Raw genomic sequence first — 14149 nt, 5'->3', positions numbered from 1 at the left:
CGCTTTTTCTGTGGGTTTGTTTCGTTTGCTGTTTTTTTCATCTTTGCGTTGCTTTTCCACGCAAAATCAGCGAATTCAGGCACGCCACAGGCAACTGCCGCCCTTCTTCATCACCAGATCTAAACGACTTTCGTGTGCCACACACTCTTCATCGCTGGCACTGATGACGCGCAGGCCCGACGCCGGACGCACAATACGTTGGATATTTTCACCGTCCGCCTGACTACTCTGTTCACTTTCCAGCGAAAAGGCCAGCGATGTCTGACCGCCGGTCAGGGTCAGGAACACTTCCGCCAGGATTTCGGCATCGAGTAATGCGCCGTGCAGAGTTCGTTTGCTGTTATCAATCTCAAGGCGGTTACAGAGTGCATCAAGGCTGTTACGCTTGCCCGGAAACATCTTACGCGCCATAGCCAGACTGTCAGTAACCTGACAGAAGGTGTCCGTCTTGCCAATGTCGCGCTTTAACATGGCAAATTCGTAATCCATAAAGCCGATATCGAACGAAGCGTTATGGATTACCAGCTCAGCACCGCGAATATAGTCGAGAAATTCATCCGCGATATCGCTAAAGCTCGGTTTATCCGCCAGAAATTCATCGGCAATACCATGAACACCAAAGGCTTCCGGGTCCACCAGACGATCAGGCTTCAGGTACATGTGAAAGTTATTACCGGTCAGGCGACGGTTGATCACTTCAACCGCACCGATTTCAATAATGCGGTGTCCTTCGTAGTGCACACCGATCATGTTCATGCCGGTGGTTTCGGTATCGAGGACGATCTGGCGGTTATTTGCAGTGCTCATAGGACTCGTTTATGTCAGACTTGTCGTTTTATAAGTCAAGGAAGTCTACCAGAGATGCGTAAACAGGTAGAAATATTCACCGATGGATCTTGCCTCGGTAATCCTGGCCCCGGTGGTTACGGTGCCATTCTGCGTTATCGCCAGCATGAAAAAATCTTCAGTGCCGGTTATCGCCTCACCACCAATAATCGTATGGAACTGATGGCCGCGATCGTCGCACTGGAAGCGCTGACGCAGCCGTGTGAGGTGGTGATCAGCACCGACAGCCAGTATGTACGCCAGGGCATTACCAGTTGGATCCACAACTGGAAGAAACGCGGCTGGAAAACCGCAGAGAAGAAACCGGTGAAGAATGTCGATCTCTGGCAACGGCTCGATTTGGCACTAAGTTCACATCAGATATCGTGGGAATGGGTGAAGGGCCATGCCGGTCACCCGGAAAACGAACGCTGCGATGAGCTGGCACGCAGCGCTGCCAGTCAGCCGACACAAGACGATATCGGCTATCAACCCGAATCCTGATCCTTCATTTTACGAAACTGTCTTGTGGCATTTACCGTCTGGCGCAGTTGCGTTTTACTCAGGCTTTTTTTCGCTTTGGTGGGCGTTAACGGGAAAGTCCGTTTGCGCGCTACCACCACATTCAGGCAGCCCAATGCCGGCAGATGCGCACTGATCACTTTACCGCCCTGCCGGTGCCACGGCACTACCTGAAAACGGGTACGATAGACAACTTCATAATTCAGCAAGTGCAGCCAGTCCAGCAGGCGCATCTGGCTAAACATGCGACCACTCCATGGCGCGCGTCCATGCAGACCTGGAATGCCTTTGCTGATGCCCAGCAGGCTGAACGGATTAAAGCCGCTGATAATCATCCAGCCATCGTCAATCAGCACCCGGTCCACTTCACGCAGCACACGATGCGGATCCTGACTCCAGGATAAGGTGTGGGCCAATAAGCAGGCATCAATCGACTTGGATTCGAACGGTAACTGGGTCGCACGGGCAATCACCTGTAACTCATCGCCCTCTTCACCTACATTCACCTGATGCGAAATAGGGCAGTGGCTGGTGTTGATTTCTGCACTCAGACTGCCAATTTTAAGCATATGAAAGCCATACAGCTTCCCGAGGTAAGGTTGCAGTTGCTGCGTTAAGGCGTCGCGAAAATAGTCGCCCCAGGGCATGTCGCGCCAGGAGCGCGGTGCAGTCAGGATTTGGCGTGTTTTAGCCGGCTTCATGCTTTACCATCTTCCTTTTTCTACGGCCTGAGAGGTGTTTATGAATCTTACCAGCATTCCCGCATTGCAGGATAACTACATCTGGACACTGACCGATGAACACAATCATTGCCTGATTGTCGATCCCGGCGAAGCACAACCCGTGCTGGACAAACTTCGCGCCAACCGTTGGCAGCCGGTGGCAATCTTACTCACGCACCATCATCACGATCATGTCGGTGGGGTCGCGGAACTGTTGCAGCACTTTCCCGACCTTGAGGTTTTCGGTCCACAGGAAACTGCGGATAAGGGCGCAAAGCATATTCTCGCCGATGGTGATGAATTTATCGTGTTGGGGATAAATTTCCGTGTCATCGCCACTCCCGGCCACACTTTAGGACATATCTCATATTTCAGTTCACCTTATCTTTTCTGTGGCGACACGATGTTTTCCGGTGGTTGTGGCCGATTATTTGAAGGCACAGCACAACAAATGTTTGAGTCATTTCAGAAGCTTAACAAGCTTCCTGCCGACACATTGATTTGCTGTGCGCATGAGTACACTTTATCCAATATGAAGTTTGCTGCGGCTATTCTGCCCCATGACCCGAAAATTTTAGCAAGGTTCCAGCAAATTAAGGACTTACGTGCAGAAAATCGCATTACTTTGCCAACAAATTTGGCTTTAGAAAGGGAAATAAATTTATTTCTCCGCACGCAAGATCCTGATTTACAAAAGGCTTTAGGCGGTAATTTTACAACTGCGCCACTATGGCAAACTTTTGCTGATCTACGCGAGAAGAAAGATCGTTTTTGATTTTTTTGGTTGTGTTGTGTCAGGCCGTCACGTATTATTGCTCGTCTTTTAAGCGAACTATTGACACACACATGAAGGCAAAAGCGATATTAATCGCCTCTGTCTTGCTGGTGGGAGGTTGTCAGGCATCAAGGAATGACGCCACTATCCCGCAACAGCATGCTCAGAGCCTGTCTTCAGCTGGTCAAGGTGAAAATGGAAAGTACGGAGATCGCTTACTGTCGCCGCGTTGGCAAGATGATGGAACAAGCCTCGCAGAAGACACTGATCTCTGGAATCACATTAGTGACGAGTTGAAGATGGGGATTCCGGATAACTCCCGGATCCGCGAACAAAAAATAAAGTACTTAAAAAATAAGAGCTATCTCCACGATGTAACATTACGGGCAGAGCCGTACATGTACTGGATAGTCGAGCAGATACAGAAACGTAAGATGCCGATGGAACTAGTACTGCTACCCATAGTGGAGAGCGCTTTTGACCCACATGCAACATCTTCTGCAAATGCCGCAGGCATCTGGCAGATTGTTGCAACAACGGGCAAAAACTATGGTTTGAAACAGAACCAATGGTATGACGGTCGCCGGGATGTGGTGGCGTCTACCAAGGTTGCGCTGGATATGATGCAGCGTCTTAACACCATGTTTGACGGTGACTGGTTACTGACCGTTGCTGCTTACAACAGTGGTGAAGGACGTGTGTTGAAAGCGATTAAACAGAATAAGGCGCGCGGTAAGCCCACCGATTTCTGGAATTTGTCGCTACCCCGCGAAACCGCGGTTTATGTTCCGAAAATGTTGGCCTTGAGTGATATTCTCAAGAACAACAAGCGCTACGGCATCAAATTGCCGACCCCGAACGAGAGTCGTGCACTGGCTCGTGTTGAAGTGGGTCAGCAGATTGAGCTGACGCAGGCCGCAGATATGGCTGGCATGTCGTTAAGTAAGCTGAAAAGCTTTAACGCTGGCTATAAACACGGCAGCACAGCGCCGAATGGACCGCACTACATCATGGTGCCTAAGTCCAACGTTGCTCAGCTGCGCAATTCACTGGCATCCGGTGATATTGCCGCCGTGCAGTCTTCTCAACTGGCAAAAACCGGTGATACGGGAAGCAGCTACACGGTTCGCAAAGGCGACACCTTGTCTGGCATTGCCAGCAAGCTCGGCGTGAGCATTGATACACTGAAACAGCAGAATAACCTGCGCGGTGCCTCTGTTCGAATCGGTCAGAAACTGACCGTAGGCGATAAAGGCTCGCAGCTGGCCGATAACGGCAACAGCATCACCTATCGTGTTCGTAAGGGTGATTCTCTTGCCAGTATTGCGCGACGTCATGGAGTAAACATTCAGGACGTTATGCGCTGGAACAGTGTATTAAGTGATGCAAAAAACATTCAGCCGGGTGATAACCTCACGCTGTTTGTTCATAATAGCGCAACGCCAGATACCTAATGGCGCGAAAAGGCTGACAAATGTCAGCCTTTTTCATTTTATGCGGGTGAGAAAATCTGCTGCGCTTCGTGGTTTAGCGCGGGGTGGAGTTAAATTCAACCAGCAACGGATTGTGATCAGAAGCGCGTGTCACCAATACCGAGGCTTCGCTGACCTTCATATCACGGTAGAAGACAAAATCCAGCGGGCGACCAAACGCCTTCCGCCGATGGTCATCGGTAAACGTCACTTCATGCAATTCCATATCCTGTGCAAAGCGAAACAGCGCCTTCATCCTCTGACGGCTCCAGGCATTGAAATCCCCAGCCATAATCACCGGACCACGATGATACTGGATTTGCTCACCTATCGGTCCCAACTGTTTGCTGTAGACATCGATACCGAGGCTGAAATTGACGGCATGAATATTTACCACCATCAGCATTTCACCATTGGGTAGCGGATAGGCGGTCACCAACGCGGATTTTGCCAGACGTAACAGCGGCTCGCGCTCACGTAATGGGCAGCAGTATACCGGATGGGCCGAAGCCAGCGTCATCACCCCTGAAGGGTGCTGCGGCAGGACAAAAGCCGGCACCTGATCGGCAGCCAGATAGTTAGTGGTGGCAAACCTTACCAACTCAGGGGTAGTTTGCGCTTCCTGTAGCAACACCAGATGAGCATCTTTACCAAAGCCTTGCAGCACTGACATCCAGTCTGCACGTTGCTGTTTAAAGATGTTCCAGACCAAAACCCGTAATGTCGGGTCGGCTGTCAGTGGTGCGCCGGGCGGTAACGCCTGCCCAACATGCAGCATCGCTCCTGGCGGAAAGATCCGCTCAGCAGGCTGTCCTGCTACATAACGCATTGCATAGGTTTTTTTCCGCACTTTACCGCCTGGCTAGTTACAAACATACTTCACCTGACTGTTATAGGGATTTTAGCGCGGGGTTTCAATTGGTGTTCTTGATTGTCGGAATGGCCTTAACGGCATTTAAGTGCATCAGCCCACCTGACAGTGGGCTGATGAGGCGGATTATTCGACTGCCATCACCGCTCGCGTCCTATCCAACGAACCACTAACACGGACCAGTAGCAAAGCGATAAACACAATCACTGCCCCCACCCAAGGGGTTTGCGCTAAACCATAATGCTGCACGATATGGCCGCCCACGGTAGAACCCAGCGCAATGCCTATATTAAAGGCCGCAATATTTAAACCAGAGGCGACATCAACCGCACCAGGCGCATAACGTTCAGCCTTCTGCACCACGTAAACCTGCAAACCCGGCACGTTGGCGAAGGCAAAGATCCCCATCACCACCACGGTGACCAATGCCAGATAGTGCATACTTGCTGTAATCTGGAAGACACCTAACAATAGTGTCAGTGCGGCGAAAATGAGTGTCAGTGCGGGTACAGCACCCCAACGATCCGCCAACTTACCGCCCCAGATATTGCCAATCGCTACCGCGATGCCATAGCCCAGCAAGATAACGCTAACCGCCGAAGGTGAGAAACCCGCCAGAGACTGCATCATCGGTGCCAGGAAGGTAAAAGCAGTAAACACCCCACCATAACCCAGGGCCGTGATGGCATAGATTAGCAACAGGCGTGGATTGGTTAACACACTGACCTGCTGTCGCACTGAAGTGACAGGTGGCTGGGCGATATGAGGGGGAACCAGCAGCATGCTGGCAACAAGGGCAATGCCCCCCAGCAGTGACACCGCAAGGAAGCTCTCACGCCAGCCAAAATGCTGCCCAATAAGCGTTCCCAACGGCACGCCCGTTACCAGGGCAACCGTCAGACCGCCAAACATAATCGCGATGGCGGTGGCGGCTTTCTCTTTACTCACCAAACTGGTTGCAATGGTTGAGCCTACCGAGAAGAAGACACCGTGCGCCAGACCGGTCAGCAGACGAGCAATCACCAGCGTTTCATAGTTCGGTGCCTGCCAGGCAACCAGATTGCCGAGAGTGAAAAGCGCCATTAAACCCATCAACAAATGTTTACGCGGTAATTTCCCGGTCAACGCAGTCAGTACTGGTGCTCCGACGGCAACCCCTAGTGCGTAAATAGAGACCAGCATCCCGGCAGAAGGCAGGGTAATAGTCAGTTGTTCGGCGATGGTCGGGATCAACCCGACGATGACAAATTCAGTGGTTCCGATAGCAAAGGCGCTGATGGTCAGCGCCCAGAGTGCAAGTGGCATGATTGACTCCCAATTAGTTTTGATGGGCGTCAGTATCTGCTTATGGTTTAATTACAAAAAGGTGTAAAGTAACAATAGACTTTTGCTTGTGGAGGGATAATGAAGGCGTCATCAGACGAGCTGAAAGTGTTTATTGCAGTAGTGGAAAGCGGCAGTTTTAGCCGTGCTGCTGAACAATTGCATATGGCTAATTCGGCGGTCAGCCGCATGGTGAAAAAGCTGGAGACTAAGTTAGGTGTGGCGTTACTGACCCGTACCACACGCCAACTGGCCCTCACTCATGAAGGTGAACACTATTTTCGCCGCGTGCAGAAATTAATGCAGGAGATGTCGACTGCAGAGAGTGAGTTGATTGATCGACAACAGGCACCTCGGGGAGTATTGCGCATTGATGCAGCAACACCGGTGATCCTGCATTTGTTGCTGCCAATGGTTAAACCTTTTCGCGCTCGCTATCCCGATGTCACCCTCTCGCTGATTTCCTCGGAGAGCTTTATCAATCTTATCGAGAGGAAAGTCGATGTTGCCATTCGTGCCGGCACTCTGACCGACTCCACCTTGCGCGCTCGCCTGCTATTTATCAGCTATCGCAAACTGGTTGCCACACCGGCGTATCTGGCAAAGTATGGTGTTCCGCGTTCTGTGGCCGATTTAATACACCATGAATGTCTGGGGTTCGTTGAGCCTTTGCGTCTGAATCGCTGGCCAGTGGCACAGGAAAATGGCGAACTTTATGATATTAATCCGGGGATGTCTTCAAACAGCGGTGAAACGATTAAACAACTTTGTCTGGATGACAACGGTATTGCCTGTCTTTCTGACTATATGGTTGATCAAGAAATTGCAGATGGTACCTTTGTAGAGTTGCTGGCAGATCAGCGATTGCCAGTTGAAATGCCGTTTAACGCAGTTTATTACAGCGATCTTGGTGTCAGCCAGCGCGTGCGGGCATTTATTGATTTTCTCAGCGATTGGGTGCAGAACCAGCCCTGGCGACGCCAGGACTGACCATTTTCGCTTAATCCCAGGCCGGGGCCAGGCCATCCGGGCTGACCAGACGCTGTCCACGATCCAGTGCGTGGATCTTCTCCATATCATCAGGATCCAGATGTAAATCCAGAGCCTGCAGATTCCCGGCAAGATTCTCGCGCTTGGTGGATGACGGAATGACAGCATAACCCTGCTGCATTGCCCATGCCAGCACCACCTGAGCCGGTGTTGCCAGGTGCTTCTGCGCGATGGCCTTGATCACTTCATCTTTCAGCGCTTCACCATAAGCCAGCGTCATATAAGAGGTGATATGAATACCCTGCTCTTGGGCAAACTTTACCACCTGCGCATTCTGCAAATAGGGGTGAAGCTCAATCTGGTTGGTCGCAATATTTTCCACACCAACCGCTTCAATTGCCTCTTTCATCAACGCAATCGGGAAGTTGGAGATACCGATCTGACGTGTCAGACCCGCTTCTTTCGCTGCCAGCAACGCCTGCATACTCTCTTTTACAGAAATGGTAGCGCCCGGCGATGGCCAGTGGATTAAGGTGAGATCGACGTAATCGGTACGGAGTTTCACCAGGCTATCTTTGAGGCTGGGGACCAATTTGTCAGCAGAGAGGTTTTCCACCCAGATCTTGGTCGTCACGAACAGTTCGTTACGTGCGACACCACTTTCGGCAATTGCCTGACCTACAGCGGCCTCATTTTCATAGATTTGTGCGGTATCGATTGTACGATAGCCAAGCTCAAGTGCGGTTTTAACCGAACTGATAACAACGTTGTCTTGTAGACGGAAAGTACCTAAACCAAAAGCAGGGATTGTCATGATTTCCTCATCGTTGACTGGAGTGTTTCGATGGGGGTCATTTTGACAGCTTCTTTATTGCTGAAAAATCCGCTTATAAGCAGAGGAATTTTGCGTTTTAGTCAACAATTAGCATCGAAATAGCAGAAATGAAAAAGCCCTGACTTTTCAGTCAGGGCTAATCAATAGAGTGGCGGTGCGGACGGGACTCGAACCCGCGACCCCCGGCGTGACAGGCCGGTATTCTAACCGACTGAACTACCGCACCACCGAATACTGCATTACCAGCGGGGTCTCGCTGATAACCGGTGTTACCTTTTCAGGTAAATACCTTAAATTGATGCCTGGCAGTTCCCTACTCTCGCATGGGGAGACCCCACACTACCATCGGCGCTACGGCGTTTCACTTCTGAGTTCGGCATGGGGTCAGGTGGGACCACCGCGCTACAGCCGCCAGGCAAATTCTTTGTGCTCTGTCCTGTGTCTTTTGCACTGCTGCTGCGTTGGCTGCTCTCGCGCTACTCAGTCACATACTCATGTATGCTCCTTCGCATCGTCTCGTTTGCCGCCTTGCTTCAGCGCAAAATCCTTCGGACCTGAATCCGCAGGACACAACTTAATCCGGTCGAACAAGGCTGAAAATTCTCTGCGTCTCTCAACAAAACGCCTCTGGCGTTGTAAGGTTAAGCCTCACGGGTCATTAGTACCGGTTAGCTCAATGCATCGCTGCACTTACACATCCGGCCTATCAACGTCGTCGTCTTCAACGTCCCTTCAGGACCCTCAAGGGGTCAGGGAGAACTCATCTCGGGGCAAGTTTCGTGCTTAGATGCTTTCAGCACTTATCTTTTCCGCACTTAGCTACCGGGCAATGCCATTGGCATGACAACCCGAACACCAGTGGTGCGTTCACTCCGGTCCTCTCGTACTAGGAGCAACCCCCCTCAATTCTCCAGCGCCCACGGCAGATAGGGACCGAACTGTCTCACGACGTTCTAAACCCAGCTCGCGTACCACTTTAAACGGCGAACAGCCGTACCCTTGGGACCTACTTCAGCCCCAGGATGTGATGAGCCGACATCGAGGTGCCAAACACCGCCGTCGATATGAACTCTTGGGCGGTATCAGCCTGTTATCCCCGGAGTACCTTTTATCCGTTGAGCGATGGCCCTTCCATTCAGAACCACCGGATCACTATGACCTGCTTTCGCACCTGCTCGAGCCGTCACTCTCGCAGTCAAGCTGGCTTATGCCATTGCACTAACCTCCTGATGTCCGACCAGGATTAGCCAACCTTCGTGCTCCTCCGTTACACTTTGGGAGGAGACCGCCCCAGTCAAACTACCCACCAGACACTGTCCGCAGCCCGGATCACGGGCCTACGTTAGAACATCAAACATTAAAGGGTGGTATTTCAAGGTCGGCTCCACGCAGACTGGCGTCCACGCTTCAAAGCCTCCCACCTATCCTACACATCAAGGCTCAATGTTCAGTGTCAAGCTATAGTAAAGGTTCACGGGGTCTTTCCGTCTTGCCGCGGGTACACTGCATCTTCACAGCGATTTCAATTTCACTGAGTCTCGGGTGGAGACAGCCTGGCCATCATTACGCCATTCGTGCAGGTCGGAACTTACCCGACAAGGAATTTCGCTACCTTAGGACCGTTATAGTTACGGCCGCCGTTTACCGGGGCTTCGATCAAGAGCTTCTCCTTACGGATAACCCCATCAATTAACCTTCCGGCACCGGGCAGGCGTCACACCGTATACGTCCACTTTCGTGTTTGCACAGTGCTGTGTTTTTAATAAACAGTTGCAGCCAGCTGGTATCTTCGACTGGCTTCAGCTCCGGGAGCAAGTCCCTTCACCTACGCGCCAGCGTGCCTTCTCCCGAAGTTACGGCACCATTTTGCCTAGTTCCTTCACCCGAGTTCTCTCAAGCGCCTTGGTATTCTCTACCTGACCACCTGTGTCGGTTTGGGGTACGATTTCGTGTTACCTGGAGCTTAGAGGCTTTTCCTGGAAGCAGGGCATCAGTTACTTCACCACCGTAGTGGCTCGTCATCACGCCTCAGCCTTAAAGCATTCCGGATTTGCCTGGAATGCAAGCCTACACGCTTAAACCGGGACAACCGTCGCCCGGATAACTCAGCCTTCTCCGTCCCCCCTTCGCAGTAACACCAAGTACAGGAATATTAACCTGTTTCCCATCGACTACGCTTTTCAGCCTCGCCTTAGGGGTCGACTCACCCTGCCCCGATTAACGTTGGACAGGAACCCTTGGTCTTCCGGCGAGCGGGCTTTTCACCCGCTTTATCGTTACTTATGTCAGCATTCGCACTTCTGATACCTCCAGCAGACCTCACAGTCCACCTTCGACGGCTTACAGAACGCTCCCCTACCCAACAACACACAGTGTCGCTGCCGCAGCTTCGGTGCATGGTTTAGCCCCGTTACATCTTCCGCGCAGGCCGACTCGACCAGTGAGCTATTACGCTTTCTTTAAATGATGGCTGCTTCTAAGCCAACATCCTGGCTGTCTGGGCCTTCCCACATCGTTTCCCACTTAACCATGACTTTGGGACCTTAGCTGGCGGTCTGGGTTGTTTCCCTCTTCACGACGGACGTTAGCACCCGCCGTGTGTCTCCCGTGATAACATTCTCCGGTATTCGCAGTTTGCATCGGGTTGGTAAGCCGGGATGGCCCCCTAGCCGAAACAGTGCTCTACCCCCGGAGATGAATTCACGAGGCGCTACCTAAATAGCTTTCGGGGAGAACCAGCTATCTCCCGGTTTGATTGGCCTTTCACCCCCAGCCACAAGTCATCCGCTAATTTTTCAACATTAGTCGGTTCGGTCCTCCAGTTAGTGTTACCCAACCTTCAACCTGCCCATGGCTAGATCACCGGGTTTCGGGTCTATACCCTGCAACTTAACGCCCAATTAAGACTCGGTTTCCCTGCGGCTCCCCTATACGGTTAACCTTGCTACAGAATATAAGTCGCTGACCCATTATACAAAAGGTACGCAGTCACCTAACAAGTAGGCTCCCACTGCTTGTACGTACACGGTTTCAGGTTCTGTTTCACTCCCCTCGCCGGGGTTCTTTTCGCCTTTCCCTCACGGTACTGGTTCACTATCGGTCAGTCAGGAGTATTTAGCCTTGGAGGATGGTCCCCCCATATTCAGACAGGATACCACGTGTCCCGCCCTACTCATCGAACTCACAGTATGTGCATCTTCGTGTACGGGAGTATCACCCTGTACCCTGCGACTTTCCAGACGCTTCCACTGACACACAAACTGATTCAGGTTCTGGGCTGTTCCCCGTTCGCTCGCCGCTACTGGGGGAATCTCGGTTGATTTCTTTTCCTCGGGGTACTTAGATGTTTCAGTTCCCCCGGTTCGCCTCGTTAACCTATGTATTCAGTTAACGATGATGCACAGAGTGCACCGGGTTTCCCCATTCGGACATCGTCGGCTGTAGCGGTTCATATCACCTTACCGACGCTTTACGCAGATTAGCACGTCCTTCATCGCCTCTGACTGCCAGGGCATCCACCGTGTACGCTTAGTCGCTTAACCTCACAACCCACAGGCGTTTTCACGCATGCAGACTGCAAGCATTTGAGAGACTCGAACACATCGCTTTCATTTCTTATTACGGAGAAATGAAACAACGTGTCGTTTCAAATTTTCAGCTTGTTCCGGATTGTTAAAGAGCAAATATCTCAAACATGACTCGTAAGCCAGTTTTGAGATACTGAGCAGCGACACCTTTCACCTGTCACCAAGCAAGTGGCGTCCCCTAGGGGATTCGAACCCCTGTTGCCGCCGTGAAAGGGCGGAGTCCTAACCGCTAGACGAAGGGGACACAGGAAGTGTCACGACTTCGCAGCCGTCTTGCTCATTACGTTTTCATCAGACAATCTGTGTGAGCACTTCGAAGGAAGGTATCTTCAGGTAAGGAGGTGATCCAACCGCAGGTTCCCCTACGGTTACCTTGTTACGACTTCACCCCAGTCATGAATCACAAAGTGGTAAGCGCCCTCCCGAAGGTTAAGCTACCTACTTCTTTTGCAACCCACTCCCATGGTGTGACGGGCGGTGTGTACAAGGCCCGGGAACGTATTCACCGTAGCATTCTGATCTACGATTACTAGCGATTCCGACTTCATGGAGTCGAGTTGCAGACTCCAATCCGGACTACGACGCACTTTATGAGGTCCGCTTGCTCTCGCGAGATCGCTTCTCTTTGTATGCGCCATTGTAGCACGTGTGTAGCCCTGGCCGTAAGGGCCATGATGACTTGACGTCATCCCCACCTTCCTCCGGTTTATCACCGGCAGTCTCCTTTGAGTTCCCGACCGAATCGCTGGCAACAAAGGATAAGGGTTGCGCTCGTTGCGGGACTTAACCCAACATTTCACAACACGAGCTGACGACAGCCATGCAGCACCTGTCTCAGAGTTCCCGAAGGCACCAAAGCATCTCTGCTAAGTTCTCTGGATGTCAAGGCCAGGTAAGGTTCTTCGCGTTGCATCGAATTAAACCACATGCTCCACCGCTTGTGCGGGCCCCCGTCAATTCATTTGAGTTTTAACCTTGCGGCCGTACTCCCCAGGCGGTCGACTTAACGCGTTAGCTCCGGAAGCCACGCCTCAAGGGCACAACCTCCAAGTCGACATCGTTTACAGCGTGGACTACCAGGGTATCTAATCCTGTTTGCTCCCCACGCTTTCGCACCTGAGCGTCAGTCTTTGTCCAGGGGGCCGCCTTCGCCACCGGTATTCCTCCAGATCTCTACGCATTTCACCGCTACACCTGGAATTCTACCCCCCTCTACAAGACTCCAGCCTGCCAGTTTCGAATGCAGTTCCCAGGTTAAGCCCGGGGATTTCACATCCGACTTGACAGACCGCCTGCGTGCGCTTTACGCCCAGTAATTCCGATTAACGCTTGCACCCTCCGTATTACCGCGGCTGCTGGCACGGAGTTAGCCGGTGCTTCTTCTGCGGGTAACGTCAATTGCTGAAGCTATTAACTCCAACACCTTCCTCCCCGCTGAAAGTACTTTACAACCCGAAGGCCTTCTTCATACACGCGGCATGGCTGCATCAGGCTTGCGCCCATTGTGCAATATTCCCCACTGCTGCCTCCCGTAGGAGTCTGGACCGTGTCTCAGTTCCAGTGTGGCTGGTCATCCTCTCAGACCAGCTAGGGATCGTCGCCTAGGTGAGCCGTTACCCCACCTACTAGCTAATCCCATCTGGGTTCATCCGATGGTGTGAGGCCCGAAGGTCCCCCACTTTGGTCTTGCGACGTTATGCGGTATTAGCTACCGTTTCCAGTAGTTATCCCCCTCCATCGGGCAGATCCCCAGACATTACTCACCCGTCCGCCACTCGTCACCCGAGGAGCAAGCTCCTCTGTGCTACCGTTCGACTTGCATGTGTTAGGCCTGCCGCCAGCGTTCAATCTGAGCCATGATCAAACTCTTCAATTTAAGTTTGATGCTCAAAGAATTAAACTTCGTAATGAATTACGTGTTCACTCTTGAGACTTGATATTTTTTAAGTCCGTAGACTTTTGATATCAATCCTGCGAGTGCCCACACAGATTGTCTGATAAATTGTTAAAGAGCAGTGCGAGCAGCGGGTTAACCGTCTGTCGCGAGGTGGCGTATATTACGCTTTCCTCCTTCAGAGTCAATCTCTTTTTTCAGAGATTTTCTCCGGCGGGATGAATCACTTCGTCCCTCGCTGACCGTCTGCGTTGCCGCTTTGCCGTGTCAGTGGAGGCGCATTATAGGGAGACTCTGACGAAGCGCAAGCGTAAATTTCAACTTTTTTACTGT

At 51.8% G+C, this 14149-nt stretch carries 9 protein-coding genes, 2 tRNA genes and 3 rRNA genes; 4 read left to right on the top strand and 10 right to left on the bottom strand.

Translation table 11 applies throughout. The features are described 5' to 3' along the window. Positions 1 to 75: 75 nt before the first annotated feature. On the bottom strand, positions 76 to 807 hold the full coding sequence (dnaQ, locus tag AC6I8W_RS04165) for a DNA polymerase III subunit epsilon (protein ID WP_497837095.1): 732 nt from the start codon (positions 805 to 807) through the stop codon (positions 76 to 78). 54 nt (positions 808 to 861) lie between these two features. On the opposite strand from dnaQ, the gene rnhA reads away from it, so the two are divergent. Then, complete coding sequence (rnhA, locus tag AC6I8W_RS04160; RefSeq protein ID WP_497837094.1) at positions 862 to 1329, top strand: ribonuclease HI; 468 nt, start codon at positions 862 to 864, stop codon at positions 1327 to 1329. On the opposite strand, the gene AC6I8W_RS04155 is transcribed toward rnhA, so the two are convergent. After that, positions 1314 to 2048, bottom strand: coding sequence for a class I SAM-dependent methyltransferase (locus AC6I8W_RS04155; RefSeq protein ID WP_497837093.1), 735 nt, complete (start codon positions 2046 to 2048; stop codon positions 1314 to 1316). The genes rnhA and AC6I8W_RS04155 overlap by 16 nt on opposite strands. 40 nt (positions 2049 to 2088) lie before the next feature. Between AC6I8W_RS04155 and gloB the strand changes: the two genes are divergently transcribed. Both gloB and mltD read left to right on the top strand, forming a co-directional pair. Continuing rightward, positions 2089 to 2844 (top strand): hydroxyacylglutathione hydrolase, encoded by a 756-nt coding sequence (gloB, locus tag AC6I8W_RS04150; protein WP_497837092.1) that lies wholly within the window; start codon positions 2089 to 2091, stop codon positions 2842 to 2844. Positions 2845 to 2915: 71 nt separating this feature from the next. Then, the gene (mltD, locus tag AC6I8W_RS04145) at positions 2916 to 4298 is read left to right on the top strand and encodes a murein transglycosylase D (protein ID WP_497837091.1); all 1383 of its coding nucleotides are present in this window, start codon (positions 2916 to 2918) and stop codon (positions 4296 to 4298) included. 73 nt (positions 4299 to 4371) lie between these two features. Here the strand turns inward: mltD and AC6I8W_RS04140 are convergent, their stop codons facing one another. Then, positions 4372 to 5166, bottom strand: coding sequence for an endonuclease/exonuclease/phosphatase family protein (locus AC6I8W_RS04140; RefSeq protein WP_497837090.1), 795 nt, complete (start codon positions 5164 to 5166; stop codon positions 4372 to 4374). Between the two features lie 147 nt (positions 5167 to 5313). Beyond that, complete coding sequence (locus AC6I8W_RS04135; RefSeq protein ID WP_497837089.1) at positions 5314 to 6492, bottom strand: MFS transporter; 1179 nt, start codon at positions 6490 to 6492, stop codon at positions 5314 to 5316. A 99-nt stretch (positions 6493 to 6591) separates the two neighbouring features. On the opposite strand from AC6I8W_RS04135, the gene yafC reads away from it, so the two are divergent. Further along, on the top strand, positions 6592 to 7500 hold the full coding sequence (yafC, locus tag AC6I8W_RS04130; protein ID WP_497837088.1) for a DNA-binding transcriptional regulator YafC: 909 nt from the start codon (positions 6592 to 6594) through the stop codon (positions 7498 to 7500). A 10-nt stretch (positions 7501 to 7510) separates the two neighbouring features. Here yafC and dkgB read toward each other — a convergent pair whose 3' ends face one another. From dkgB to AC6I8W_RS04100, 6 genes are all read right to left on the bottom strand, one after another. Further along, complete coding sequence (gene dkgB, locus AC6I8W_RS04125; RefSeq protein ID WP_497837087.1) at positions 7511 to 8314, bottom strand: 2,5-didehydrogluconate reductase DkgB; 804 nt, start codon at positions 8312 to 8314, stop codon at positions 7511 to 7513. A gap of 170 nt (positions 8315 to 8484) precedes the next feature. Beyond that, positions 8485 to 8561: transfer RNA gene (locus AC6I8W_RS04120), tRNA-Asp, on the bottom strand. Between the two features lie 74 nt (positions 8562 to 8635). Beyond that, positions 8636 to 8751: ribosomal RNA gene (gene rrf, locus AC6I8W_RS04115) — 5S ribosomal RNA — on the bottom strand. A gap of 221 nt (positions 8752 to 8972) precedes the next feature. Further along, positions 8973 to 11877: ribosomal RNA gene (locus tag AC6I8W_RS04110) — 23S ribosomal RNA — on the bottom strand. A 214-nt stretch (positions 11878 to 12091) separates the two neighbouring features. Then, positions 12092 to 12166, bottom strand: a tRNA-Glu gene (locus tag AC6I8W_RS04105). Positions 12167 to 12256: 90 nt separating this feature from the next. Continuing rightward, positions 12257 to 13798 (bottom strand): 16S ribosomal RNA (locus AC6I8W_RS04100). The 16S, 23S and 5S rRNA genes sit together here with 2 tRNA genes alongside, the layout of an rRNA operon. Positions 13799 to 14149: the final 351 nt, after the last annotated feature.

This window comes from Pantoea sp. X-Soil-TKNS-1211 (genome assembly GCF_059730495.1).
Note: the sequence above shows the minus strand (reverse complement) of the source record. Positions and strands in the feature narration are given on the sequence as shown.